Below are 25,291 nucleotides of genomic sequence, written 5' to 3'. Positions count from 1 at the left end.
GCCATGCAGATCATCGCGGGCGGCCTAGAGCACCCTCAGGTGCAAGCATTGCTGGAGGCCCACCTGCGCTCCAGCCAGTCGCACTCGCCTCCCGGCAGCGTGCACGCACTGAATTTGGACGCCCTGCGGCACCCCTCCATCCGCTTCTGGGCTGCATGGAATGGTGAGGATTTGATGGGCTGCGGTGCCCTCAAGACCTTGACACCCACGCTCGGCGAACTGAAGTCCATGCGCACCGCGGACGCCCACCTGCGTAAGGGCGTTGCGCGAGCGATGCTGCAGCACATTGAAGCCCATGCACGAGCTTGCGGCATGCACCACATCAGCCTGGAGACCGGCTCACACGCCCCGTTTGCAGCGGCCAGAGAGCTCTATGCCCGCGAGGGTTTTGTCGAATGCGGCCCCTTTGCCGACTACGTGCTGGACCCCTACAGCTTTTTCATGACCAAGCAACTGGCGTGAGCGGGCCCTCTGCAGCTGGGCCACAATGCCTGCAACCCTTGTTCACCTGAATATTTATGCTCCAAGTCTCCAAATGCATCCCCCAAGGCCAAGGCCTGGCACCGGTCCTCGTCAAGCGCGCCGCCACCGTCGAGCTGGATTGGGACGTGCGCCAGAAAAGCCGCTTTGAAGCCACTGACTCCACAGGCCGCCAGATCGGCGTGTTTCTGCCCCGTGGCACCGTGGTGCGCGGTGGCGATGTACTGGTGGCTGAAGACGGCTCGCTTATCGTCGCCAAAGCCGCGCCGCAAGCGGTGCTGAAGATCACCCACTGCCGCAATCACGGCACGCCCTTCGACCTGATCCGCGCCGCCTACCACCTGGGCAACCGCCATGTGCCGATCGAGCTGCAGCCCGACCACCTGAAGATTGAGCCTGACCACGTGTTGGCCGACATGCTGCGCGCCATGCACCTGATCGTGAACGCGGTAGACGAAGCGTTTGAGCCCGAGAACGGCGCTTACGCCACCGGTGGACACCACGGCGGCCATCACCACGGACACGATCACCACGACCATGGCCATGACCATGGGCATTCCCACGCCGGCCACAACCATGACCACGCGCCCAAGCCGGCGGCTACCTTGCGCGGCATCCCGGTGGCAGTGCAAGTTAAACCGCATGTGCATGGCCCGGACTGCAACCATGGTCACCACGACGACCAGTAAACCCAATACACCATGCTCGACAGCAGCCTGATGCAGCTCATGTGGCTGGCCTCCCCTGCCTTGCCGATTGGCGGATTTTCATACTCTGAATGCCTGGAAGCGGCCGTGGATACTGCGCGAGCCGCTACAGAAAGTGAAGCATCCGTCTGGCTGGTCGACCAACTGCACATGACGCTGGCCCGCTCGGAGCTGCCTGCGGTGGCCCAGGCCATTGCCGCCTGGCGCGCAGACGACCAGCCCCGCATTGCCGAGCTCAATGCCTGGGTGCTGCAAACCCGCGAGAGCGCAGAGCTGCGCGCGCAAACCGAGCAAATGGGCAAGAGCTTGCTGGAATGGTTGAAGAACCACACCACAGCCACGCCCGCACAAATCGCCCTGCTTGCAGCGCAGGAGCCCACCTACCCCATCGCGTTCGCGCTGGCCGCAAGCGCCACGCAAGCGCCTGTGCGCGAATGCCTGTTGGCCTTTGCCTTCGGCTGGGCCGAGAACATGATGCAGGCCGCCATCAAGGCCGTGCCGCTGGGCCAAAGTGCCGGGCAGCGCATCCTGTCCGCGCTGACCGCCGAGATTCCTTCCGCCGTTGATTACGCCCTGAGCGTGAGCGACGACACACGCCAAGCCTTCAGTCCCATGCTGGCCATTCTGAGCAGCCAGCATGAGGTGCAGTATTCAAGGCTTTTCCGCTCCTAGCGCCCGTTGATATTGCGCAAGCAGCTCACTTTTTGATAGTAAATACTATGTCCGCACTTCATCACATTGCCAACCGCACCAAGACCCTGCCGCCCCTGCGCGTGGGCATAGGCGGCCCTGTTGGCTCCGGCAAAACCACCCTGCTGGAAATGCTGTGCAAGGCCATGCGCGACCAGTACGACCTGGTCGCCATCACCAATGATATTTACACCAAGGAAGACCAGCGCCTGCTGACAGTGAGCGGCGCATTGAGTGCCGAGCGCATCATGGGCGTGGAAACCGGCGGCTGCCCGCACACCGCCATCCGCGAAGACTGCTCCATCAACTTGGAAGCCATTGACCGCATGCTGGTGGACTTTCCCGATGCCGACATCGTGTTTGTGGAAAGCGGTGGCGACAACCTGGCCGCCACCTTCAGCCCCGAACTGAGTGACCTGACCATCTACGTGATCGACGTGGCTGCTGGCGAAAAAATCCCCCGCAAAGGCGGCCCCGGCATCACCAAGAGCGACCTGTTCGTCATCAACAAAACCGACCTCGCCCCCCACGTAGGCGCCAACCTGGACGTGATGCGCGCCGACACCGAGCGCATGCGCAACACCCCCAAGGGCATGAAGCCCTTTGCGATGACCAACCTCAAAGACCTGACCGGCCTGAAAGAGGTGATTGCGTTCATCGAAACCAAAGGCATGCTCAAGGCCGGCTAGAATATGCAGCTCTGGAAGCTTGGCCGAGCGGTTTAAGGCACCGGTCTTGAAAACCGGCGAGGGTTTATCCCCTCCGTGAGTTCGAATCTCACAGCTTCCGCCAGAACAAAGCTAGAAAAAACTTGATAAGTTGTTGATTTTTAAGGGATTAACTGCATTTTAGCAGCCTACGAATCAACATACAAATATCAAAGCTACTATCAAACGCCACAGCGCTTCACGCCCTGTGGCGTTTTTTCTTTTTGGACTGGTTACCTCCTAGTGCCATCTGCATGGAGGCGTTCGGCAAGACGTGCAGTCTGGCAAAGTTATTGAGTTGGCGACGCTTGTTAGTAGGCGCTTACACTGAATATGTCGCGGCAACAGCATCACTCGGTGCGGGCTTGCCGCTGACCAGCGCGTAGTGCAGACACCAGCCCACTGCCACAAAGCCCACATTCCCTGATTCGTTATCTCTGAGCCCACCGGCAACTCGGGCTGGCTTTGCCCTGCGCGTTGATTTCAACCCTTCAAGGAATCAACTCATGGCTACAGCACTTGCTCCCTCAAATTTTCAACCCCACTTCAAGCGCGTCGCAGCAGGCGAAGACCGACATGCAGATGTGTACTGCGTAATCGCCTCTCTTGTCGGCAACGGCAAGACACTGGACGACATCCGCAAACAAGCGGAAACGCTCGGCGTACCAAAAATAGGGCCGTACTACCCCTATATTGACGGCGATCTGATTGCCAAAATTTTGGCCGCGCATGGTCTCGTTGCCACGGTTTGGAAGGAGGCCAAAGACTTCAAGGAATTGCCCGACGTGGCAATCGCAATGGTGGACTACGACGCTGACTGGGAGGTGGGTCGTTGCGTGGTCTTTCACCGTATGCGGTCAGAAGACGGGAAAACTATCCAACCGTATTGCGTGGACTCTGCGACAGGTAAACCTGCAGCTATCACTGACCTAACTGGGCTTGTTCCCAGTTGGTATCTTGGCGTGACACAGATGCAAAGGCAGGCCGGGAAGTAATTCATGCGCGGGCCTTACCTGTTCCCCATGCTGCAAGGCCAGACGGTTAAGGCGCTGCGTATCTGCGACCCCGCATCGAATAACCTGCAGATTCGGAAGCAGCCGGGGCACGCGCACTTCGGTGCCGTTGCCCTGGAGTGCGAGCGCCATGCTTTACTGTGCTATTGCCCCACCCGCTACTTGCTGCATCCCCATGGCAGCGTCTTCGGTTGCTTCGGAGGTGCGCAAGCGGCGCTACGCTTCCGGGCAAGCGTATGCGAAGCCTGCGACCTGGAGGATTGGCTCCCCATTACGGCAGGCGCACACTGGTCACATCACTTCGACCAGGAACTTCCCATGCGAGGGGATGTGCTGTTGGAGTCGCCGCAGTTGGTTCGAGGAAGTCAGCTTGCCCCCTGGCATTTGGAATTGCGCTTCTCGAAGGGCAGGAGTTTCCGACTGACGCAGATCGATGCACACAACCGTCTTCAGCTCGTTCCAGACGAAGTTGGCGATGCCTACAGCTTTGCCTAACGTGCGGGCAGTTCCTGCATGAGAGCCTCCGCGCTCAAGTCCAGCCCGTTGGTCAACCTAAATGTGCAAATCTGCGTGAGAGAATCCCAGTGCCGCAGTGTATGTTCGACGTAGAGCTGTGTTGTGCACGGGAGGCAAAAAAATGACAAAGTCAGAGGCAGATACCCGATCAATACTTATTGACCAGCAGTTGGCGCAGTCTGGCTGGGACGTAAAAGACCCAATGCAGGTAGTTGAGGAGTTCGACATCCTTGTTGAACTCCCTATAGGCGTAGCAGAACCCCGCACGCCTTATGAGGGCCATCAATTCAGCGACTACGTCTTACTGGGTAAAGACCGCAAACCCCTGGCAGTGATCGAGGCCAAGAAGACCAGCCGCGATGCCGCCATTGGCCGTGAGCAGGCAAAGCAGTATTGCTACAACATCCAAAAGCAGCTGGGTGGTGAGCTGCCGTTCTGCTTTTACACCAACGGCCATGATCTGTATTTCTGGGATTTGGAGAACGCCCCACCACGCAAGGTGGTCGGCTTTCCTACACGCGACGATCTGGAACGCTTTGCCTACATCCGCCGCAATCGCAAGCCGTTGACACAGGAATTCATCAACACCTCGATTGCCGGGCGTGATTACCAGATCCGCGCGATTCGTTCGGTGCTCGAAGGGATCGAGAAAAAACAGCGTGATTTCCTGCTGGTGATGGCCACTGGCACCGGCAAAACCCGCACCTGCATTGCCATGGTTGATGCGCTGATGCGCGCTGGTCACGCAGAGAAGGTGCTTTTTCTAGTTGATCGGATTGCGTTGCGCGAGCAAGCACTGGCAGCCTTCAAGGAGCACATGCCTAACGAGCCGCGCTGGCCCAATGTGGGTGAAAAGCTGATTGCCACGGATCGCCGCGTATATGTCGCCACCTATCCCACGATGCTCAACATCATCCGGGACGAGGCGCAGCGCCTGTCGCCGCACTTCTTCGATTTCATCGTCGTCGATGAAAGCCATCGCTCCATCTACAACACTTTCGGCGAAGTCCTCGACTACTTCAAGGCTATCACGCTGGGCCTGACGGCCACGCCAACCGACATCATTGATCACAACACCTTTCAGCTTTTCCATTGCGAAGACGGCATTCCCACGTTTGCCTACACCTATGAAGAAGCTGTGAACAACGTGCCACCCTACCTCTGTAACTTCCAGGTCATGAAGATTCAGACGAAGTTTCAGATGGAAGGCATCAGTAAGCGCACCATCTCCTTGGAGGACCAGAAGAGGCTGATCTTGCAGGGCAAGGAGATTGAAGACATCAACTTCGAGGGTACCCAGCTTGAAAAGCAGGTGATCAACAAGGGCACCAACACCCTGATCGTCCGCGAATTCATGGAAGAAGCCATCAAGGATGCCAATGGCGTGCTGCCGGGCAAAACCATCTTCTTCTGTGCCACAAAGGCGCACGCTCGGCGCATGGAAGAAATCTTCGATAAGCTCTATCCGCAGTACCACGGCGAACTCGCCAAAGTGCTGGTTTCAGACGATCCACGCGTCTACGGTAAAGGCGGCCTGCTCGATCAATTCACCAACAACGACATGCCGCGCATCGCCATTAGCGTGGACATGCTCGATACCGGCATCGACGTACGCGAAATCGTCAACCTCGTCTTCGCCAAGCCGGTCTATTCCTATACCAAGTTTTGGCAGATGGTCGGACGCGGTACACGCCTGCTGGAAACTAGCAAGCCCAAGCCCTGGTGCCTTGAAAAAGATGTGTTCCTGATTCTCGACTGCTGGGACAACTTCGAATACTTCAAGCTCAACCCCAAAGGCAAGGAACTGAAAGCCCAGCTGCCGCTGCCGGTGCGGCTGGTCGGCCTGCGCCTCGACAAGATCGAGAAAGCCAAGGACAGTGGCCATGCCGACATCGCTGCGCGGGAAATCGCCAAGCTCCGCCTGCAGGTGGCAGCATTGCCCAAAGAGTCGGTGGTGATCAAGGAAGCCGCCGCTGCGCTAGCGCGTCTGGACGACGACAACTTCTGGATCAGCCTCAGTCACGAACGGTTGGAGTTTCTGCGCGCTGAAATCAAGCCGCTGTTCCGTACCGTGTCCGAGGCTGACTTCAAGGCTATGCGTTTTGAACGTGACCTTCTCGAATACTCGCTGGCCGTTCTGAATGATGATAAGGAACAAGCCGAAACCATCAAGGAGGGCATCGTCGAACAGATCAGCGAACTGCCGCTCTCCGTCAGCTTCGTAAAGCAGGAAGAAGCCCTGATCCGCGCCGCGCAAACAAGCCACTACTGGGTAAAGGCCGACGAAGACGCCTTCGACGAACTGGTCGCCAAACTCGGCCTGCTGATGAAATTCCGCGAGCAATCCACCGGTCAGGAACAAACCCACCTCGATCTGGCCGATGAGCTGCACAAGAAGGAATGGGTCGAGTTTGGCCCGCAGCACGAGGCGGTCAGCATCACCCGTTACCGCGAAATGGTCGAGGCGGTTATTGCCGAACTCACCGCGCATAACCTAGTGCTTCAGAAAATCAAGAATGGTGAAGAGGTCAATGTCGATGAAGCGAACCAACTGGCTGAGCTGCTGCACGAAGAACACCCGCACATCACCGAAGACCTGTTGCGTCAGGTCTACAAGAACCGCAAGGCGCGCTTCATCCAGTTGATCCGCCACATCTTGGGCATTGAAGTGCTCAAGAGTTTTCCGGATGAGGTCAGCGCCGCCTTCGACCAGTTCATCCGCGCCCACAATACGCTCAGCACACGGCAGTTGGAATTCCTCAACCTGCTGAAGGGCGTCATCATCGAGCGCGATAAGGTGGAGAAGAAAGACCTGATCAACGCCCCCTTCACGGTCATCCATCCGCAAGGCATCCGTGGCGTGTTCAGTCCTCTTGAAATCAACGAAATCCTGCAACTGACCGAACGTTTGGCTGCCTAAATATCAAGGTACACGATGCTACAAAACAACCCCGAACTCAAAAGCAAGATAGACCAGCTCTGGAACAAGTTCTGGAGCGGTGGCATCAGCAACCCGCTTACCGCCATCGAGCAGATCACCTACTTGCTCTTCATGAAACGGCTAGATGAGCTGGACCAAAAGCGCCAAGCCGATGCCGAGTGGACAGGAGAGAAATACACCTCGAAGTTTGAGGGCAGCTGGGTTCCACCAGAATACAAAACGAAACTCACTGGGCGAGAGACGGATTTCGAGTTGATCAACATTCGCTCGCAGGATGAGCGCAAGTATGGCGTTTCGAGACAAAGTCTGCGCTGGAGCGAATTCAAGCGAATGCAGGCCGAAGAGATGCTGCAGCACGTGCAGGGCAAGGTGTTCCCGTTTCTCAAGGACCTGAACGGCGCCGAATCCAACTTCACCCACCACATGAAGAACGCGGTCTTCATCATCCCCAAGCCCGCCCTGCTGGTGGAAGCGGTGAAGACCATCGACGACATCTTCGAGGTGATGGAGAAGGAATCGAAGGAGAAAGGCCAGGCCTTCCAGGACATCCAGGGCGATGTCTATGAATTCTTGCTGTCCGAAATCGCCACCGCCGGCAAGAATGGCCAGTTTCGCACCCCGCGCCACATAATCAAGCTGATGGCCGATCTGGTGCAGCCACAACTGGGCCACAAGATCGCCGACCCAGCTTGTGGCTCCGGCGGCTTCCTACTTGGCGCTTCTCAGTACATCGTCACGCAACTGGCTATCAAGGCAAGCAGCAAAGACCTCACACCCGATGAAGATGGCTTCGTGCGCACCTCGGTCGCCGCTGCGCTCACCAAAAATGCCCAAGACACTCTGGCCAAGTCGCTTTGGGGTTACGACATCGACCAGACCATGGTGCGGCTGGGCCTGATGAATCTGATGATGCACGGCATCGACGAGCCGCACATCGACTACAAGGACACCCTCAGCAAGAGCTACACCGAGGAAGCTGAGTACGACATCGTGATGGCCAACCCGCCCTTTACCGGCAGCATCGACAAGGGCGACATCAACGAAAACCTGCAACTGGATACCACCAAGACCGAACTGCTGTTTGTCGAGAACATCTACCGCCTACTCAAGACTGGCGGCACTGCTTGCGTCATCGTGCCGCAAGGCGTACTGTTTGGCACCGGCAAGGCCTTCAAGGAGTTGCGCCAGAGACTAGTGGATCGTTGCGACCTGAAGGCAGTGATCACCCTGCCCAGCGGCGTGTTCAAACCCTATGCCGGAGTCAGCACCGCCATTCTGCTGTTCACCAAGGTCTGGGGGCCGAAAGACAAGGTGAGCAAACCCGCCACCGGGCATGTCTGGTTTTACGAGATGGATGCAGATGGTTATTCGCTGGACGACAAGCGCAGCAAGCAGGAAGGCTACGGCGACCTGCAAGACATCATCGCCTGCTATCGCGCCCGCGATGCTGCCACCGACATTGACCGCACCGCCAAATGCTTCATGGTGCCGCGCAGCGAGATTGCCGACGAGAAGAACAGCTACGACCTCTCGCTTTCTCGCTACAAGCAGGATGTCTTCGAGGAAGTGCACTACGACGCGCCGGGTGTGATTCTGGATCAGTTGATTCAGGCCGAGGTGGGCGATGTGGATGAAGCGGAATTGGGCAAAGTGCAGAGCGGCATCGTGCGGGAGTTGCTGGAGTTGAAAGGAATGGTGGGATGAAGCAAGCCAAACTCAAGGATCTTTTTGACTACCTCCCAAAGTCAAAGGTCCAAGCCGGTGAAGGTTTTGCGAAGGGCATGTATCCCTTCTACACGTCTAGCGAGAACCAAACAAAGTATCTGAATGAGTATCAGCATGACCCCGGCTGCTTGGTGTTTGGAACGGGCGGGAAAGCTAGTTTGCATTTCACGACTCGTCGTTTTTCGACCTCTACCGACTGCATCACAATCAAGCCCAAGCCGGATTTGCAAATCGATGCCGCGTATGTCTTCCAGTATTTCAAGGGCAACATGCAGGTCCTCGAAAATGGGTTTAAAGGGGCTGGCCTAAAGCACATTTCCAAGGCATATCTTTCAGATATTCAGATACCGTATCCGGAAGATATTGATGACCAGCGACGCATTGCCCATCTGCTCGTAAAAATCGACGGGCTGATCGCCCAGCGCAAACAACATCTGCAAAGACTCGACGACCTGCTCAAGAGCGTGTTTCTGGAGATGTTCGGCGACCCGATTCTGAATCCTCATGGCTTCCCTGTAAAAAAGCTTTCGGAGTTCTATGTCAATCCGAAAGAGGGCACTAAGTGCGGCCCATTTGGAAGTGCATTGAAGAAGGAGGAACTGGTTGACGCGGGCGTACCAGTCTGGAATATGGACAACATCGACTCAAATGGACGAATGTCGCTTCAGTTTCGCATGTGGATAACCGCTGACAAATACGACGAGCTTGCAGCGTACTCGGTGAAGGATGGCGACATCATTATTTCGCGGGCCGGTACCGTCGGAAAGATGTGTGTCGCTCGCATGAACGGACAGTCTGCAATCATCAGCACCAATCTGATTCGCCTTCGCCTAGGCAATGAGCTACGGCCCCTACACTTCGTTTCACTGATGCTGTATTGCAAAGGGCGAGTCGGGCGCTTGAAAACAGGGGCAGACGGTGCCTTCACGCACATGAATACTGGGGTTCTGGATTCGCTTGAGCTCCCATATCCGCCTGTCGAGCTTCAAGACCTATTTGGGGAGATTGCCACCAAGGTTGAGGGTGTCAAATCCCGCTACCAGCAAAGCCTCGCCGATCTCGAAGCCCTCTACGGCGCGTTGAGCAAGCAGGCTTTCAAGGGCGAGCTAAATTTGTCGCGCGTGCCCTTGCCGGGCATACAACCTGAGGAAGAAAAAGTCGTGGCAACTGATCCGTTGCAGTCCCCCGTCGAGCAAGGCCAGGCTATCCACTTACCTAACAGCGCGAATATGCTGGCTGCGCTTGAGAGCACTGAGGCGCGCAAGAATCTGCTGGCGCAGTGGCTGGATGCTTATCGCAATCAACTAGGCAGCACGCCATTTTCGGTACAAGATTTCATGGAAGAGGCACAAACGCAACTGGTGAAACTGCACAAAGACGGCGACTTCGAATTGGGCTCGAATGACTACGAACACATTAAAGCGTGGGTGTTCGAGGCACTGGCAGCTGGCACACTAAAACAAGCGTTTGACGACGCGGGCAACCGTATCGAACTCAAGGCGGCATAGGCATGAAACTGCTGCGCCTCAAGATCACGGACCCGGCAGGCTTTCGCAGCCTGCCCTGTGGTTTTGAGCATCACTTCCGCACGGAATGGAGCCTGCAGGATGAACAGGCCCAGCCCGACGGCTTTGCGCCATACGTCTGCGCTGGCCCCAATGGCAGCGGCAAGTCTAATCTGCTCGAAGCACTTGCAGCGATCTTCTTTCAGCTGGAAATCCAGCGGGTGCGCCGCAGTTTTCTGCCAGAAGTTTTGCAGAACACCGATCAAGATTTTTCGCCGGTAGCGTTTGAGCTGGATTACCTGATCCGCATACCCGTTGAGTACCGTGGCCCCGACAGTCCAGCGTGGGCGAAAGTGGGCGTGTGGAAAAACCCCAGTGAATCGGTGCGCTTCCAGTGGGAGAACCAGAGCGACTTCGACACCGACCTTTACAAGGTTTTCAATGGCGGTCACGCCGATATCCTGCTGCCTCAGTACGTGCTGGGCTATTCGTCGGGCGAGAACGAGATCCTCAGCTTGCCCTTCTTTAAGCTGCGTTTCGTCCAGTTCGACGAATACTGGACAGCACTGGCCAAACAGCTACCTTATCCTGGCCGCCCAGATGCGCGATTGGCCTACCTCGATAGTGGATTCAGCCAGGCCATCCTGCTGTGCAACCTGCTGTTTCAGGACGAGACCACGCTCCAGCCCTTCCGCGAGGATGTCGGCATTGAGGCGCTCAAGGAATTTCGCATCATTTTGCGGCGGAGTATCCCGCTGACACGGCAACAAGCCGAGGCTTTTACTGCGGGTGATTATGTCCAGCCCGGTTATACGCAGGATGGCTACTTTGCAGACAACGCTGCCATAGGTCTTGATCCTGAGACTGGCGACTACCGCCTCAAGTTGCTGCATGGGCTGGAAGGCGACGAGCGCACGTCCATCATCGAAAAGCTCAAGCGTTGCGCTACCCTGCATTTTCATGACGAGGCCACCGATACGTTGATCCTGGACTATTGGGTCAATGAACGGACGAAAGATGCCTTCCGCGACAATTTCGATGATTCCGCGTTGTCCCTGTTCCAGGCACTGCAAGTCCTGCTTACGCTTAACTTGTATTCGGTCAGCGATTCGTTGAAGTCGGATCTCTACACATCCACCAGCTATTACGTCGGCGAAACGGTGCCGACGCTGGCATCCGACCAGCGCATCATGCGTTTCAAGTTCATGCGCTTCACGAAGCAGGGCGTGGCGCGACCGATGATGCTCAAAGAGCTGTCGGATGGCGAGCATCAATTGCTGCACAGCCTCGGGCTATGCCTGCTGTTTAGGGACACCAACAGTCTGTTCCTGCTCGATGAGCCCGAAACCCACTTCAATCCCGATTGGCGCGCCAACTTCATCAGCCGTTTGCGCCAGTGCCTGCCGGCCAATAGGGAATGCGGGCAGGAAATGCTAATTACCACTCATACGCCATTCCTGATCTCCGACAGCAAACCAGACAAGGTGCTGGTGTTTGCCAAAGACAAGGCCAGCGGCAAGGTCAGCATCAGCCACCCGGAATACAACACGCTGGGCGCGTCGATCAACAAGATCACCATGAGCACCTTCGGGAAGCGCGAAACCATCGGCGGCCATGCGCAGGCCTTGCTGGAGGCGTTGCGGGCCCGCTTCGAGCAGGGCGGCCAAGACAAGGAAGCTCTGATCACGGAGATTCACCAGCAACTCGGCGACTCGGTAGAAAAGGTGCTGCTGATCAAGGCCATCCTTGACGGCGATCAGCCAAGCAATGGGGAGGCGCAGAGCTGATGCTGTTTCCGTACACCTATGTGCCGCACCAGATGGAAAAGATGCAGACGTTCATCGACTTCATCTTTCATGAGGTGTGGTGTAAGGCCCCGACAAGTGGCCCTTTTGGTCTGAACCTGTTTGACGCCAACGTGGAGTTGCGCGAAGTAATGGAGGCCTTCTATTATTCCGATGCGCAAGGTGCTGATTTCTTTTACGGCCATGTGGAGCGAATCTACGGCCTGTTTTCGGCGCTAACCGCCGTGCAGATCAATCAGTTTGGGCAGTGGTATCACGGAAATAATGATTTGGAAAAAGTGTGCGCCAATCATCCGGAAACACACCTCGCCCGGTACGCCGACATCGCCGTTAATCACAAAGACCTTGCTGCCCAGCTCAGCACTTTCTTCAAGGGCTTGTACTCGCAGTCTCTGCTGGACCTCGCAGCACTGCGCGCGAAAATTGGTGACATCGAGGATCACTATCAAACCTTTGTGGCTACCAACAAGGCTGGGAAATGCCCGTTTTGCGGCATCGGCGATATCAAGGGCGAACATCACAGTAAACGTGAGGCCTACGATCATTACCTTCCCAAGGCGCTCTATCCGTTTAACTCCATCAACTTTTGGAATCTCGCGCCGGCCTGCCATGAATGCAACAGCACCTATAAGCTCAGCAAGGACCCTGCTCACAATCCTGCCGGGCGGCTGTCACGCGCAGTATGAAAATGACACGCAAACGCGGTGAGGAATTGATACACCTCGACTAACGTGCCAAGCCATCCGAACCATGGATGGGACTGGCAATGATTACGAACGAGGAGTACATGGAACTCAAGGTTTTAAGGAAGCACAGGCTGAGCTTGCGCGAGATATCGGCGCAAACTGGAATGGCAGTCAACACGGTGCGTAAGTATTTGGAGGGCGGTCCGCCGGCCATGAAGAAACTGCCGGAACGTAAAAGCAAGCTCGATCCATTCAAGGACTACTTGGCTGGACGTATTCAGGCGGCCAAGCCTGATTGGATTCCCGCAACGGTGCTGCAGCGTGAGATTGCCGCACAGGGGTATACGGGCTCCGTGCGCATCCTGCAGGAGTACCTCAAGGAGTTGCGTCCACAGGCGCGCCCGGATCCGGTTGTGCGGTTCGAGACCCAGCCCGGTGAGCAAATGCAGATGGACTGGATCGAGTTCCGCAAGTCTGGGCATAAAGACGGCATGTTGGCGGCGTTTGTGGCAACGCTTGGCCACAGCCGGGCGACCTTCGCGGAGTTTGTCACAGACATGAAGCTGGAGACACTACTGGCGTGCCATGTCAGGGCGTTCGAGAGCTTTGGTGGAGTCACCCGTGAAGTGCTGTACGACAACATGAAGACCGTCATCCTCAAGCGTGACGCCTACGGCAAGAACCTGCACCAGTTCCAGGGTGCCTTTGCTGACTTTGCGCACCACCATGGCTTTGTGCCGCGGGTGTGCAAGCCCTATCGGGCCAAGACCAAGGGCAAAGTCGAACGCATGAATGGCTACATCCGGCGCAGCTTCTGGGTGCCATTGGTGGCGAGTATGAAGCAGCAATGCTTGGTGGTGGACGCGGACACAGCCAATCGGGAAATGCGCACCTGGCTGCGTGACGTTGCCAATGTGCGGATCCACGGAACCACTGGGTGTGTGCCGGCACTGGCTTTGCAACAGGAGCGCACACATCTGCTGGCCATCCCCAGCGCCTACAGTGGGCGAACAGTGCGTCAATTGCAAAAAGTCACCGGTAGCGGCGCAGCAGTCCGGCCAATTCCAGCCGCGGCATGGCGAGGCCTGCAGCATCCTCTGGCGATGTATGACACGCTGGTGCACAACCAAGCCTCAGCAGGAGGACGACCATGAGCCTGCAAATGGAAAGACTGCGTGAACTGTGTGATCAGCTGCGCCTGCTCAACTTACCCGATCAGCTTGCCCACTTGGGGCAAATGGCGGCCAAGAAAGAGCTGGGGTACCTGGAGTTCCTGGAGCAAGCCTTGCGTGGCGAGGCTCTAGCCAGAGTGGAGAGAACACGCGCCATGCTCACGCGCATAGCGGGCTTCCCCGCCATCAAGACGCTTGATGAGTTTGACTTCCAGTTTGCCAGCGGCGTGCCCAAACCCCTGGTACAGGAGCTTGGCAGTCTGGCCTTCGTGGAGCGCAGCGAGAACGTGGTCTTGCTGGGCGCCAGTGGGGTGGGCAAAACCCACTTGGCCATCGCCTTGGGCTACAGGGCAACCCAGGCTGGAATCAAGACGCGTTTCATCACGGCGGCAGATCTGCTGATGACACTGAGCACGGCACTACGGCAGAACACCCTGGAAGAGGCTATCAAACGCATCGTGCGTCCCTACCGGCTGTTGATCATTGACGAGGTCGGGTACCTTCCCATGAATCGGGAACAGGCGAATCTTCTGTTCCAAGTCATTGCCAAACGCTATGAAGTGGGAAGTCTCATCCTGACCTCCAATCTGCCGTTTGGGCAATGGGACCAGACGTTTGCAGACGATGCCACGCTGACAGCGGCGCTACTTGACCGACTGCTCCACCACGCCCATGTGGTCCCGATTTCAGGAGACTCCTATCGCCTGAAAGATAAGCGGCGTGCCGGTGTGATTGCCGCCAGCAGCAATACCCTACTCAAACGAAAACGCAGTCACCTTGATACACAGGAGGAACAGGCAGCCTAAGGGCGCCAAGCAGTCAGTGGCGAGCCACTGACTGCTTGAAAGACAAGCAAAGACAAAACAGACAATCGCCCCACACAACGGTGTATCAAATCCACGCCGCGTTTGCGTTCGACAGCTGTATCAAATCGAAACTGCGTTTGACACGGCGTAAGGCTTTCAATCCGTATGCCCCAGCTGGTCAAAGCATTCAGATACAGGTCACTTTGCAGAACGCGGACATCGACAAAATGGTACCTGCCGATATCACGATGCAATTCGGCCCTGCAGCTCTGAGTGAAGAGATCGACACTTGGAAAGACGTTTACGGTATAGAAGAGCGTTACAAGGCCAAATTCTGCGGAAAAAACGATGGGAAATACTGGGTGATGCAAGTGATTGATGAGTGGAAAGAGTGCGGCCGGAACCCCAATGACTTCCTCTCAGCATTGGCACGCCAAGCTCAAAATCGTCCCTACGCGGAATGCAACTTTCTCAAAAAGGCTTTCCTTGATGCCTGCCGAAGTGTTGGGGCCTTTCCATAGTTACATAAAACTATGCGTTCGGAGAAGAGTATTCCTGATTGTTATTTCGCCTAAATTAATTGTCTCCAGGATACGATCCCAAACATACACGCTGCTGAACTCATTTGAGCTAACCAATAGCTTTATGTTGGAAAAATTAAGACTAAAACGAACTGAGTTCGATGGTCTAACCAATCAGGAGCTAATCAAGGACTTGCAAGAGGAGCACTGAGGGCATAAGAGCAGATTGTTCAGATGCCTCAACCGGTTGCAGCACTCCTCTCTATTGATGCTTCACAGCCATACAGAAGCATCTCGACATGCGCCTACTGCAAAGTTTTACCGCGCTGGACAGTCATCGTTGCAAATAGCTACATTGACCGTGCGGCACCGCTAACCACAATGGCAGCGGTAGGCCGTGCTGCGTGAGTCGCGGTCAAAGTCAATCCAATTAAACAAAAGGGCTATGGCATACGTCATAGCCCTTTTTCGTTTCTGGCGTCGCGCTCACGCGGCTGAACCCCAACAAGGAATCAGCCATGAAGACCGAGCCTCTGCCTCCACTACCATGCACCGCGTTTGACCACCTTCGCCCCGACCAGATTTGCGACGAACCGCCAGCTCTGTTTTCGCTGGGCCATGTGGTTGCCACCCCTGCGGCGCTGGCGCTAATTGAAAAGCACGGCGCTTCCGTGCCGCAATTGCTGAACCGCCATCAAACCGGGGACTGGCAGGAACTGTGCCAGAAAGATCGTGATGCCAACTGGCAAGCCGCATTCGGCGATGCGCGTGTATTGAGTGCATTCAATATTGGCAGCACAGATCATCCAGTCAAGATTTGGATCATCACGGAGAGGGATAGATCGGTCACGACCATCCTCAGACCGCAGGATTACTGTAAGCAACCGGTCAACACACATTGACGGCGCAATGTTTACGTGGTCTGCGGTGCCCAGTTGTGAGGCAGCAATTCCCCGATCTGACTGGCCCGCTGCGTGGGCAAGCGTGTGAGTACGTCTTTCAGATAGGCGTACGGATCGTGCCCATTGAGCTTGGCACTCTGAATCAAACTCATCACCGCCGCCGCACGTTGACCAGCACGCAGGGAACCCGCGAATAACCAGTTGCCCCTGCCGACAGCTGCCGGGCGAATTTGGTTTTCGCACCAATTGTTATCTATGGGTACTTGCCCATCGTCCAGATACAGCGTCAACGCCTCCCAACGTTTGATGCTGTAGTTAATCGCTTTTGCGGTGGCCGATCCACTGGGCACCTTGCTGGCCTGCAACAGTAGCCACTGGTGCAGTAGGTCGGCAATGGGCCTGGATTTTTCCTGCCGGATTTGCAGACGAATGGCCGCTGGTAATGACTTGATGTCACGTTCGACGTCATACAGTAGGTCGAAGAATTTCAGTCCCTCTGCGGCAATCAGACTGCTGTGATTGGCGTGCAGTTCAAACAGCTTTCGGCGTGCATGCGCCATGCATCCGGCTTCTTTGACGCCTTTGGTGAACAGCGATTTATAACCCCCGTAATCGTCGCAAACCAGAGAGCCACGCCAGCCACGGTCATCGTCATCAGACTTCCCCAGAAACGTTCTGGCATTCTGGCCGGCGCGGGTCTCGCAGAAGTCGTAGACGACGGCGTGTATCTGCTCAAAGGCACCAGGAGCGTATGCCCACAAGTAGGCCTTGTGGGTCTTCTTATTGCCGGGCTTGAGCATCGGGATCGGAGTCTCATCGGCATGCACCACAGCGTGACTCAGTACCGTCTCTTTCAACGCATCCACCAGCGGCTGCAATTGCACGCCGCACATGCCCACCCAGGCTCCCAGCGTGGAACATGCAATCTCCAAGCCGGCGCGGCCAAAGATTTTCTCTTGCCGGTACAGCGGCAAGTGATCCGCATATTTGGCCACCAGCACCTGTGCCAACAGGCCAGCGGTTGGAATGCCTTTGTCAATGACTTGGGCCGGTACCGGCGCCTGAATCAGTGTTTCACACTGGCCACACGCCCATTTGCCGCGAACATGCAGCTCAACAGTGAATACGCCGGGCGTGTAGTCCAGCTTTTGCGCGACGTCCTGGCCAATGCGCTTGAGCTGGCAGCCACAAGTGCAGGTGGTGGAGTCTGGTTCGTGGTGGATTTCTACACGGGGCAGGTGATCCGGCAGCGCTGCACGTTTGGGCTTGCTACGGTGGTCTTTATCGGGCTTGGGCGTCGGCGTGAGGTTTTTGAGTTCTTGCTCAATTGCCGCCAGGTCTTCATCGCAGGCTTCATCGAGCAGACTGGTCTGCGTGGCATCGAGTTGTTCGCGGCTACGACCAAACTGCAGTCGCTTCAAGGTCGCCATCTCGTGCGTGAGCTGGTCGATCTTGCTCTGACGGTACAGCAGCTCTTTGCTCTGCGTGCTGACCTTTTCCATCAGTCCACTGACCAGATTGCACACATCGTACGCGCTCATTTGTTGCAGTGAATCGGGCGTAAAAACCATGGATCGAAGTGTGCCAAATGGCGCAGAATTTCGCCATCGGTGCATGCACTAATGGACGCCAAGTACGCGCGCTACTCGATTGGCAAACCATTGGCGTACACGCCCACCCCTCAGACGACGGTGATGATTCCTGCGCTTCCAATGCGCTGCCAGGGAAGTCCCAATACCAGCGCTTGGAGCTGTTCATTGCTGAGTTGCTGGTGCCGACCGACGCCCGGTGTGGGCCAGACAAATTTGCCTTGATGGAGCCGACGCGCGGCCAGCCAGATGCCAATGCCGTCATGTACCAGAACCTTCATGCGGTTGGCACGGCTGTTCGCAAATAGGTAGGCATGGTGCGGGTGGGCAGCGCCAAACACCTGCACGACTCGCCCCAGCGCCGTATCCGTACCCGCACGCATGTCCAGTGGTTGGACTGCCAACCAGGCGAAGTCGATGCGGATCACTTGAGAAGGGCGCCCGACCAGCCGGCAAATTCATGGGCAGCAGACATGGGCCAAGTGACGGTCATGCTCAAACTACCTTTGCGGACCTCCACACGAATCGTGCGCTCCACGGGCTCTGCCGTTTGCGTGAGCAGGGGCACCGGGATAAATGCTGGCATGTCTATCGGCTCTGACGGAAGGGCTTCGGCGTGAGCGTCCGGCTGTGCTTGCTCCTTCAGCCAGCGGTGCAACACATTGGCGTTCATGCTATGCGCGCTGGCGACCGCTGCGATGGACGCGCCCGGCGCCCTGCACGCGGCAAGCAACGCGGCTTTGGTATCTGCTGAATAGGTTCGCTTGGTACGGCGCACGGCGTACCTCGGGGTGTCTGAGTCTTTGAGCATTGTGTCCACGATCAATTGTTGTGGACGCAATGTTGCAAGGTCGAGGGTCGGTCAACAAGGTGACTTCGCTGGCCGCTTACGGATTACTGACCATGGCAACGGAACAATCGTCCATGCGGCCCATGCGAGAACTGCTGCTGCAATTGCCTCTGCTGCCAATCACTCAGGATCACCGAATCGACTACGAAGCCACCGACGCAGATTTGCTGCTTGAGCTGGCTGACAAGGCCGAAACCGTCATGAACACCATCAACCTAGGCCTTTCCGCCGTGGGTACGATCTTGGCTCACGCGTCGCCCGAGGTGGGCAGTGAAATCTCGGGCTGCACGATAGAAGCCCTCGGCTGGCATATCGCCGAGAGTGCCGATGCCGCCGCCGCCCTGCTCAGCCTTGCTCACGCATGCAGGCACTACACCGCCGACTACCACCCACCCCAGCCCAAGAAGGCCCCAATGGTCACCTTCTGAGGCAGAGCGCTTCACAGCAAAGTCGCCAGCATCATTCTTCACCCCGCCATCAGCCGTGCCGCATTCGTGTTGCACGGCTTTTTTGTCGCTGCCATTTGGCAACGATACGGCACCATTATCGAAACCAAAATGAATATACGGAAACATCAGAGCAATCGGCCCATTGAGAACGTCGTACTTCCTTCTGCCCAGGTCAACCGCTACACCCAGGCGGCGTTGGCAGACAACACGCACCGAAGCTACAAGGCAGATCTGGCCCATTTCCGCACACATGGTGGCGCTATCCCGACAACGGAGGTGCAACTGGCCGAATACCTTGCCAGCTTCGCGGATTCATTGGCGGTAGCCACCTTGCAGCACAGGGTAATCGCCATACACCGTGCTCACGTTGAGGCCGGGCTCCAATCGCCTGCAATGGGCTCTCTAGTAAAACGCACCATGCAGGGCATCCGCCGCACAAAGGGAACGGCCCAGCGACGAGTCACAGCACTGGTCAAAGACGACATCATCGAGTTGGTGCTGACGGCGGAGAAGCAAAAGCCGATGAAGGCCGCCCGAGATACGGCACTGATCCTTGTAGGCTTTGCTGGCGCATTCCGGCGATCCGAGCTGGTGAGTATCCGTCGTGAGGACATCACAACCTTCGACCATGGAGTAGAGGTCCACATACGGCGCACCAAGACCCAGCAAGAGAAAGGGCACACGGTGTTCATACCGTGCGCCAAGTCTTCGCGCTGTCCTGTCAAGGCATTGGAGAAATGGCTGGTGCTCAGCGGGATTGAAAACGGGCCGGTATTCCGCGCAATCAACCGGCATGACCACATTGTTACAAGCAGGGGACTTACGGCGCAGTCAGTAGCCCTGGTACTGAAGGCAGCAACAAGCTATACCAAGAGCGAAGAGGCCGCGAAGTCAATAGCGGGGCATAGCTTGCGGGCTGGGTATTGCACCGAGGCGGCGAGTGCGGGGGTATCAGCCCACGTCATCATGGAGCAGACAGGGCATCGGTCGAGTGCGACACTGGCGAAGTACATCAGGCCGTTGTCGCGCAGGAAGACACCAAGTTTGCTTTGAAATGTGATGCGATAGCTTTTCCTAGGCAAATGCCTAACTGTTTAGTACTCGATGATGGGGTAAGTCAGATATTTTAAAACAATGAGGAAGGCCAACTAGTAGTAGTTTGGGCAAATACATTTCGTATGTGATCTATTCTTCAGATTACTACACAAACGGCAACACCTATCCACATCGCGATGCAATATAAAAAGCTCCAAGCATCTGAATTGCAATACCAAATCCAATCAATACGTGATTCAAACAGGAAGAGCCATAACGGCATGCTAGGTCCCAGTCCGAACCTTCACTGGGGTAATTGCTGGGGCATCCAATGTCGGTGAGTGGCCACAGCATAGCAATACCGATTAACTGATATGGATAATTAGCAAAGTTCATCCCGATGGCAAAGAGAAGCCCAAGCCACCAAACCAAAATCGGAGCGAGTGATACTAAAGATTGTTGGTATTTTGTGACCGGCATTACCCCAAGCTTGACATATGGAGCACCCAGAATGAACTCTGGCTTAAGGCGAAAGGCCTTCGCAGCAAAATAGTGTGCTCCCTCGTGCAAAAGTGTCTTTGGTGAATACTTTCTTAAAATCAAAAACTTAGTTGCTAAGCTTTCGAAGATAAAAGATATGCATACTCCGAGGAGAGCAGCCAGCAAAGGCTCAATGAATTTATCGGATAGCCTAATTAAAGATATAGCAAAAAAGAAAGTAGAAACTACAATTAATGTGTTACGCGCGAAGCCCATAATTTGAATAATTTTTCAAAGAGCACATCTATATTGAACTAGCCTTCGCCAGTGACGAAATTTTTCAACAAAACTGCAAGTTTTCATAGCTACTATCACCTCTCGTAAACTATCACTGACAATGGTTCAGACGAAAGCTGAGTCAAGGGTATATGAAACCTCGCAGCACATACCAGAGCTTCTCATTAAAAATTCGCTTTTCCGCAAGTCTTATGGAGTACTACAGTTCAAACTCGGTCATATTTGTAATATCGCCACCTCTAAGCCGCAGTTATAACGACGCAGCGATGCCAAGGACGGGCGAGTTACAACAATGTTGGCAGGTGTGTTCGAGTAACCAAGTCAGCTACCGGGTAGAGTAATGTTCTGATACTTTCCTCACCATTGTGATAGGCTGGGCCGTAAAGCAAAAGCCCCGGTAGCCTCGAGTTCTATTTCTTAGCAGGCTCTGTCTTCACCTTTGCCTTTGCGGGGGGCTGATGCTGGGCATCTACGACGTTCTTCGGAATTTCGTAGTTCGCGCCATTAAGCACTTTCTTCAGTAGAGCCACTGCTGCATCTGAGTACTTGCGCGTGCGACTATTAGCAGCCTGTCCTGTCTTAATATGAACGTGGTAGATGTTATCGAAAGCCTTCATGTCGAATCCGGTGGCCGCTTTTACTTGGTCTATCAACTGGTTTACGTGATACCAGTGAGCAACGCCGACCTGTTCCGCGAGCTGACTCGCCAAGTAAGGATGGTTAGCATTCGCTGCAGCTGGGTCTCCAAGGTTTGTCACACCAAACAGCTTTCCGAAGGTTTCTTCGTTTGAGATCGCGTGTTCAAGTGCCTCGTAATTGACCTGCACGTTTTTAGTCGGAATATCCGTACGTATGAGGTTGTGCATCCGGTTTGCGAGAGCCCTAAGTGCCTTTAGGTCTACTTTTTCCATTGTGCCGCCGACACTGAACGCTTCATAGACCCACCGAAAGTCATTGGCTGAGATGCTCTTAATTCGAACATTTATGCCGTCCCCTACTTCCAAAACCTGCTCCTTGGCAGGCATGGAGTGCTCAGTGATTGTGTTGTCCCACTGGAGTATGTATATGTTACGAATTAGAGTACTGGTGGGAGTAAACATCCTGCTCATGTCATACAGAATATTCTTGATGTTTTGATCGGTCGCGCTGTATCCGATGAAAAGCAAAGGATGCTCCGCAAAGTAGGTTAGTAACTTCGCGCTAAGATATTTCTTATCCTGGTCAAACGCGTCGTAGTCTTCCCTAGTGAGGATCATCGACTCTGGCTCAGCGACTGACCCGTGTATCTTGAAAATCTCGCCTACAACCAAGGCCGACTGCCGGAAGACGCGCTGGCCGACGATGACCTCGTACTGGGGAAACAGTGGCTCCAGCAGCGCGTCGTAGTTTGTCGTAATCACGGCATGAGGCCCAAGCTCCTTGAGCGCTTCAAGCTCACCTTGGAGAGCCTTATGTGCTCCCTCAGTTGTCAAGTGCTTTAGCAGTTCAGCCGCCTTGTACTTGATGTACGTGTCCCGAGGGATATCGGTCCCAAAAAGCTCGGCAGGGAACTGCTTTTTCCCCTCCTTGCTCCATGCCCATTCGAAATACTCGTTCGCAAAGTGCGAACCTACCTTGGTGAGATCGCTGTCGTACTTCTGTTTAAAGTACGCAAATTCTTTCTCGATGGTCGGGCAAGCCTGAGCAAGTTGGGTAAGCAGCGCCTCCCAGTTTGGCCCGCTGGCATACCGCAGTGAGAAGCCGCTACCAATGAACAGAATGGGCTGACATTGGAATCTCTGCAGGGTTTCAGCGATGTCATCTTTGATCTCTTGCTGGTACTGTACGTAATTAGGCATCCTCTCCTCCTTCTTAAGAGACATTGAACCATACCGGACAACTTTTTTTCAGCTTTGACAGGACAGTACTAGCGATGAAATCGCTATACCACTCCTGGCCGCTTTTACTGTTCAGGTCCTTGTTTTGAATTACTCCGCTCAGCTTTACCCGGACTTAAGCTAACTGAGGGACTCAACTGGCTTCGATCAAGCGTTACTTGTTAACTATCGATAACACGCACTTGTCGATAGTTAACATATGGCTGTGCTGACGCGTGCAACGCGTCCATTTGGGAGTCCAACTCTGTGTTGGTGAGATTAACCAACACAGGTGATCGATACATTCAGTTCTAGCTGCTCAATACCTGGCTAAGGACACTGAGGCGATCCAAGTAGGCAGCCGCATCAACACGGGAGTGCCACGGGAGGCAGCCGTCGTTGAACAGATACCCATCACGCGAGCCTTGGGCAGTGAAGCTCCTGTGGAGATCGTTTGCGAAGTGCGTGTGAAGGTTTGGAAACTCCGCGTAGTTCGCCCAGTCCTTGCCCACTTGACCTACCGGCTTATAGCTGCGGTTCACAAGAATATGCTTGCCATCCTCGACCCAATGACAGGAATAGGGCAACCATGACCGCATTTCCCAGTATGCCGGGGCCGCCGAGTAGAGCTTAAAGCGCGGGACTGCTAGCAGGCAGGACACGTAGTCGATTGCGAACTGAACTGCATTCTGCGCAGACGTGAAGGCTGACGAAAGGTCCTCGACCTGCTGCTGAGCGTGATCGCTTCTGGTGGGGCGACCCCAGCCGCGAGGCTCAGGCACCTTGAGCAGGGCCAAGCGCATTAGTTCCGGCGTGCGGACAAACTGGAACGGCGGACGCGCACTCTTCGTTTTTGCTGCGTCGTGCGCATCGCTGTGCTTCGCAAGCAGTGACCAATTGCTGTAGCCATTGGCACTTGCTATCTGATCCAACGCTTGGCTATGAGAAATATGGGTGTCGCGATGTAGCCGCTTGGCTTCGCGCTTGAAACCTTCAACTTGGGAAATGGTAAATGAGGCCGTCATATTGGCTCCTTGGTTATGCCATGCGACATCAATGCGCCCACACAATGAGTCTGCATGGCAGAACAGGGCTGCCAACGAGGCCGTTCCGCAGTTGCTGCGGAACACGTTGCCGATACGGCTTCGCCAGTGTGAGCGGGCTGGCCGACGCGCGGCCCAGTTTTTTTATTGTATCGAAGCTGTCTATGCCAGCGCAAGGGGAGCGATTTTGGGGTGCCCCCTGATGAGCTGACAAGCCGCAAGGTAACGTTACTGGCGCTACATCCGCTACGGGCGTTTCGCCCTCATGCACATGTGGAGCAGGCGCACAGCAGTGCAACCCGCAACAGCAAATGCATTGTGTCCCGCCCCGCGACGTTGATGGGTTGGCCGATGATCCACAGTCGACTGGATGGTGCGGTGAGTTCCTGCAACAGGCTCACCATTGCTCCCACTTCGATTCTTCCTTCGTAGCAGTGCTTGATTTTGCGGCGTCCGTGCTATTCGATTCAGCGGGAACAACTTTGCCGATTGGGCGAAGTCTGATTTCGCCACTGTCCAATAATCGGATGGAAACGGCGCTGTGAGCGGTGAGTCCGGCAGCTTCTAGCACAGACTTTGGCAGGCGTAGGCCGACCGAGTGCCCCCAACGGTTCAGACGGGTGTTACTCATGGAAGGTTTCTCCTTGTGTAGTCGATGAATAGCAGCAAATTGCGCGGGTGCAGTCAGCAACACCGTTAGCGACGGCGGCGGCATTCACCATGGCGACACAATGCAAGCATGAAGACACGCCGCCAGCCCTCCATTCCGCGCCCTGAATCATGGATAACCACCGCCGAACTGGCCCGACGAACGGCTGGAGGGGATGACTACATTCGCACCAAGGACAACCAAGTCAAAGGCTTGGCGTTAAACCCGGTGTTGAACGAGGATGCCCCGAAAATCGTGGTGGTAGGCAAGGGCCCGAATATCGAAGCGAGAGCAAAGAGATTTCTTGACTCCGGCATTGCCGTGCCCACCTACTTGAAACACGACACCAACGCTTGGGAACTGGTTGGCAACTACCGGGCCATTCAATATAGGACAGACGGCACAACTATTCGGAAGCATCGTGGCGAACGCCCCCTAGATGAAGTCGCTGGGATTCTGTTTCTCGAACGCACCGACGAGGCCACGGTGGATGTTCACGGTGGCGGCTTTGCTGACCCCGCAACCCGCCGGGCGGTAGAACTTGCAGCCGTTGAATTCGTCTGGATTTATTTCGAGTCACAGGGCTACACCATCTATGACTATCAGCGCGACAACCTGGGTTACGACCTGCTGGCGGTCAAACCGGACTCCACGCTCAAGCTCGAAGTCAAGGGCACTGACGGCGTGGCCCCACGATTTTTCCTCACGCGCAATGAACGCAGGTGCGCAGCTCAAGATGCTGACTGGCGACTGGTCATGGTGACGAACGCCAGAACAGCCCCACAACTGGAAATCCTGACCATTCGGGAAGTTGAGCGCATATTCAACCTGGCCCCCTTGGCATGGGAATGCACGCCAAGGGAATGA

The 25,291-nt window shown here is 55.5% G+C and carries 25 protein-coding genes and 1 tRNA gene; 19 read left to right on the top strand and 7 right to left on the bottom strand.

Annotated features, from left to right (window positions below; genetic code table 11):
- Positions 1–3 precede the first annotated feature (3 nt).
- The 16 genes from RAE21_RS01485 (at position 4) to RAE21_RS01410 (ending at position 16,176) form a co-directional block, all read left to right on the top strand.
- Complete coding sequence (locus tag RAE21_RS01485) at positions 4–462, top strand: GNAT family N-acetyltransferase (RefSeq protein WP_313879821.1); 459 nt, start codon at positions 4–6, stop codon at positions 460–462.
- A gap of 56 nt (positions 463–518) precedes the next feature.
- A complete protein-coding gene (gene ureE, locus RAE21_RS01480) occupies positions 519–1,169 on the top strand; it encodes an urease accessory protein UreE (protein WP_313879820.1) in 651 nt (216 codons plus the stop codon).
- A 12-nt stretch (positions 1,170–1,181) separates the two neighbouring features.
- Positions 1,182–1,859, top strand: a complete 678-nt coding sequence (locus RAE21_RS01475; protein WP_313879819.1) for an urease accessory protein UreF — start codon at positions 1,182–1,184, stop codon at positions 1,857–1,859.
- A 47-nt stretch (positions 1,860–1,906) separates the two neighbouring features.
- Positions 1,907–2,566: an urease accessory protein UreG gene (ureG, locus tag RAE21_RS01470; RefSeq protein ID WP_313879818.1), complete on the top strand. Its 660-nt coding sequence runs from the start codon at positions 1,907–1,909 to the stop codon at positions 2,564–2,566.
- Positions 2,567–2,579: 13 nt separating this feature from the next.
- Positions 2,580–2,669: transfer RNA gene (locus RAE21_RS01465), tRNA-Ser, on the top strand.
- A 421-nt stretch (positions 2,670–3,090) separates the two neighbouring features.
- A complete protein-coding gene (locus tag RAE21_RS01460; protein ID WP_313879816.1) occupies positions 3,091–3,579 on the top strand; it encodes a hypothetical protein in 489 nt (162 codons plus the stop codon).
- A gap of 3 nt (positions 3,580–3,582) precedes the next feature.
- A complete protein-coding gene (locus RAE21_RS01455) occupies positions 3,583–4,092 on the top strand; it encodes a hypothetical protein (RefSeq protein ID WP_313879815.1) in 510 nt (169 codons plus the stop codon).
- 142 nt (positions 4,093–4,234) lie between these two features.
- A complete protein-coding gene (locus RAE21_RS01450; protein WP_313879814.1) occupies positions 4,235–7,033 on the top strand; it encodes a type I restriction endonuclease subunit R in 2,799 nt (932 codons plus the stop codon).
- 15 nt (positions 7,034–7,048) lie between these two features.
- On the top strand, positions 7,049–8,758 hold the full coding sequence (locus RAE21_RS01445) for a type I restriction-modification system subunit M (RefSeq protein WP_313879813.1): 1,710 nt from the start codon (positions 7,049–7,051) through the stop codon (positions 8,756–8,758).
- Positions 8,755–10,287 (top strand): restriction endonuclease subunit S, encoded by a 1,533-nt coding sequence (locus tag RAE21_RS01440; protein WP_313879812.1) that lies wholly within the window; start codon positions 8,755–8,757, stop codon positions 10,285–10,287. Before RAE21_RS01445 ends, RAE21_RS01440 begins: the two co-directional genes overlap by 4 nt.
- Positions 10,288–10,289: 2 nt before the next feature.
- Entirely contained in the window at positions 10,290–12,071 is a 1,782-nt protein-coding gene (locus RAE21_RS01435; RefSeq protein ID WP_313879811.1) for a restriction system-associated AAA family ATPase, read from the top strand.
- Positions 12,071–12,775, top strand: a complete 705-nt coding sequence (locus tag RAE21_RS01430) for an HNH endonuclease (protein ID WP_313879810.1) — start codon at positions 12,071–12,073, stop codon at positions 12,773–12,775. The genes RAE21_RS01435 and RAE21_RS01430 overlap by 1 nt, the downstream gene beginning before the upstream one ends.
- Positions 12,776–12,855: 80 nt before the next feature.
- Positions 12,856–13,929, top strand: coding sequence for an IS21 family transposase (gene istA / locus RAE21_RS01425; RefSeq protein ID WP_428984048.1), 1,074 nt, complete (start codon positions 12,856–12,858; stop codon positions 13,927–13,929).
- A complete protein-coding gene (gene istB / locus RAE21_RS01420) occupies positions 13,926–14,753 on the top strand; it encodes an IS21-like element helper ATPase IstB (RefSeq protein ID WP_313879687.1) in 828 nt (275 codons plus the stop codon). Before istA ends, istB begins: the two co-directional genes overlap by 4 nt.
- Positions 14,754–14,788: 35 nt before the next feature.
- A complete protein-coding gene (locus RAE21_RS01415) occupies positions 14,789–15,274 on the top strand; it encodes a hypothetical protein (RefSeq protein ID WP_313879809.1) in 486 nt (161 codons plus the stop codon).
- 518 nt (positions 15,275–15,792) lie between these two features.
- Positions 15,793–16,176 carry a hypothetical protein gene (locus tag RAE21_RS01410; protein WP_313879808.1) on the top strand — a complete coding sequence of 128 codons (384 nt, stop codon included), beginning with the start codon at positions 15,793–15,795 and terminating at the stop codon, positions 16,174–16,176.
- 11 nt (positions 16,177–16,187) lie between these two features.
- Here the strand turns inward: RAE21_RS01410 and tnpC are convergent, their stop codons facing one another.
- The 3 genes from tnpC to RAE21_RS01395 all read right to left on the bottom strand — a co-directional run bounded on the left by tnpC (position 16,188) and on the right by RAE21_RS01395 (position 18,576).
- The gene (tnpC, locus tag RAE21_RS01405; RefSeq protein ID WP_313879806.1) at positions 16,188–17,747 is read right to left on the bottom strand and encodes an IS66 family transposase; all 1,560 of its coding nucleotides are present in this window, start codon (positions 17,745–17,747) and stop codon (positions 16,188–16,190) included.
- A 110-nt stretch (positions 17,748–17,857) separates the two neighbouring features.
- Complete coding sequence (gene tnpB / locus RAE21_RS01400) at positions 17,858–18,193, bottom strand: IS66 family insertion sequence element accessory protein TnpB (RefSeq protein WP_313879805.1); 336 nt, start codon at positions 18,191–18,193, stop codon at positions 17,858–17,860.
- Entirely contained in the window at positions 18,190–18,576 is a 387-nt protein-coding gene (locus tag RAE21_RS01395) for a transposase (protein ID WP_313882625.1), read from the bottom strand. The genes tnpB and RAE21_RS01395 overlap by 4 nt, the downstream gene beginning before the upstream one ends.
- Positions 18,577–18,605: 29 nt before the next feature.
- Between RAE21_RS01395 and RAE21_RS01390 the strand changes: the two genes are divergently transcribed.
- Both RAE21_RS01390 and RAE21_RS01385 read left to right on the top strand, forming a co-directional pair.
- Complete coding sequence (locus RAE21_RS01390; protein ID WP_313879804.1) at positions 18,606–19,043, top strand: hypothetical protein; 438 nt, start codon at positions 18,606–18,608, stop codon at positions 19,041–19,043.
- 66 nt (positions 19,044–19,109) lie between these two features.
- Positions 19,110–20,117, top strand: a complete 1,008-nt coding sequence (locus tag RAE21_RS01385) for a site-specific integrase (RefSeq protein WP_313879803.1) — start codon at positions 19,110–19,112, stop codon at positions 20,115–20,117.
- Positions 20,118–20,282: 165 nt separating this feature from the next.
- On the opposite strand, the gene RAE21_RS01380 is transcribed toward RAE21_RS01385, so the two are convergent.
- From RAE21_RS01380 to RAE21_RS19400, 4 genes are all read right to left on the bottom strand, one after another.
- On the bottom strand, positions 20,283–20,855 hold the full coding sequence (locus RAE21_RS01380) for a hypothetical protein (protein ID WP_313879802.1): 573 nt from the start codon (positions 20,853–20,855) through the stop codon (positions 20,283–20,285).
- A gap of 431 nt (positions 20,856–21,286) precedes the next feature.
- A complete protein-coding gene (locus RAE21_RS01375) occupies positions 21,287–22,714 on the bottom strand; it encodes an SIR2 family protein (RefSeq protein WP_313879801.1) in 1,428 nt (475 codons plus the stop codon).
- Between the two features lie 329 nt (positions 22,715–23,043).
- Positions 23,044–23,757 (bottom strand): glyoxalase superfamily protein, encoded by a 714-nt coding sequence (locus RAE21_RS01370; RefSeq protein WP_313879800.1) that lies wholly within the window; start codon positions 23,755–23,757, stop codon positions 23,044–23,046.
- Between the two features lie 415 nt (positions 23,758–24,172).
- On the bottom strand, positions 24,173–24,406 hold the full coding sequence (locus RAE21_RS19400) for an AbrB/MazE/SpoVT family DNA-binding domain-containing protein (protein ID WP_487392435.1): 234 nt from the start codon (positions 24,404–24,406) through the stop codon (positions 24,173–24,175).
- Positions 24,407–24,514: 108 nt separating this feature from the next.
- On the opposite strand from RAE21_RS19400, the gene RAE21_RS01365 reads away from it, so the two are divergent.
- Complete coding sequence (locus tag RAE21_RS01365; RefSeq protein WP_313879799.1) at positions 24,515–25,291, top strand: protein NO VEIN domain-containing protein; 777 nt, start codon at positions 24,515–24,517, stop codon at positions 25,289–25,291.

Origin of the sequence: Rhodoferax potami, assembly GCF_032193765.1 — a bacterium.
GTDB lineage: Bacteria > Pseudomonadota > Gammaproteobacteria > Burkholderiales > Burkholderiaceae_C > Allorhodoferax > Allorhodoferax potami.
Note: the sequence above shows the minus strand (reverse complement) of the source record. Positions and strands in the feature narration are given on the sequence as shown.